This is a genomic window from Stenotrophomonas sp. P5_B8 (assembly GCF_054049855.1).
Window position 1 is genome coordinate 1 of record NZ_JBFULO010000697.1, and the last position, 1,233, is coordinate 1,233.

Annotated in this window: 1 protein-coding gene; it reads right to left on the minus strand. The window is 63.9% G+C overall.

Annotated features, from left to right (window positions below):
• Window positions 1–1,020: DNA polymerase IV (gene dinB / locus ACXJKH_RS20775; RefSeq protein ID WP_457322220.1), on the minus strand; the 1,020-nt coding region annotated here is incomplete at its 3' end.
• Between the last annotated feature and the right edge of the window lie 213 nt (window positions 1,021–1,233).

The following is a 1,233-nucleotide window of genomic DNA, read 5'->3' on the forward strand; positions in this document are numbered from 1 at the left end:
CCCCAATCCCACCCCCACCAACCGATACCGCGTCTCTGCCGGCAGATCCACCCGMGCCCGCAACGCCAGCGCGATATCCCGCAACTCCTCCATCGACTCCGGCGGCGACTCCGGCGTAAAACTGCGCGTGATGATCCGGAACTGCGACGTCTTCAACTTCAGCACCACCGTATGCCCCACCCGCTCGGTCTTACGCGTCGCGTGCCACGTCTTCCCCGCCAGCTCAACGATCGCCGCCTCCAGTGCCTCCAACGGCAGATCCTCGGCGAACGTATCCTCTGACGAAATCGACTGCACCGGCTGGTCCGGCTCCACCGCACGCTCATCGATCCCCCGCGCGCGACTGTACAACCGCGCACCGAATGTCCCGAAGCGGCTCTCCAGCACCTCCAGCGGCAGCGCGCGCAGATCGCCCACCGTCGCGATCCCCAACTCCGCCAGCTTGCCCGCCATCACCTTGCCCACCCCCGGCACCCGGTTCACCGGCAACGGCGTCAAAAACCGCTCCACCCGATGCGGCGGCACCACGAACTGACCGTCCGGCTTGCGCCAGTCCGACGCGATCTTCGCCAGGAACTTGTTCGGCGCTATTCCCGCCGACGCCGTCAGCTGCGTCTCCTCGCGGATCTGCGCACGGATTACCTCGGCAATCTCGGTGGCCACCGTCATCCCGCCCTTGTGCACCGTCACATCCAGGTAGGCCTCATCGAGCGACAGCGGCTCCACCAGATCCGTGTGCCGCAGGAAAATCTCCCGCAYCTGCCGGGACACCGCCTTGTAACGCACGAAATCCGGCGGCACGAACACCGCATCCGGACACAACCGCTCCGCACGCAGCGCCGGCATCGCCGAGCGGATCCCGAACACCCGCGCCTCGTACGATGCCGCGCATACCACCGACCGCGCGCCCTTCCACGCCACCACCACCGGCCGCCCGCGCAGCGACGGATCGTCGCGCTGCTCCACCGACGCGTAAAACGCGTCCATGTCCACATGAATGATTTTGCGCAGAACCGACACGGCGGGAAGACTCGGACCTGGAAGCGGATTGCTAGATGAACAAGATTACAGCCACACGCCTGAGTATGGTCTTTTCATAACAACAACATGCGGTTTTCAAGCTGAAAACACTACGCCAGCGTACGGTTAAAACGTTTGATTGAATCGCTTTTCCTCTGCACTCTTGCGCACTTGTATCCCAGCAACATAGCCGACCCACGGCCGGCTTTACCC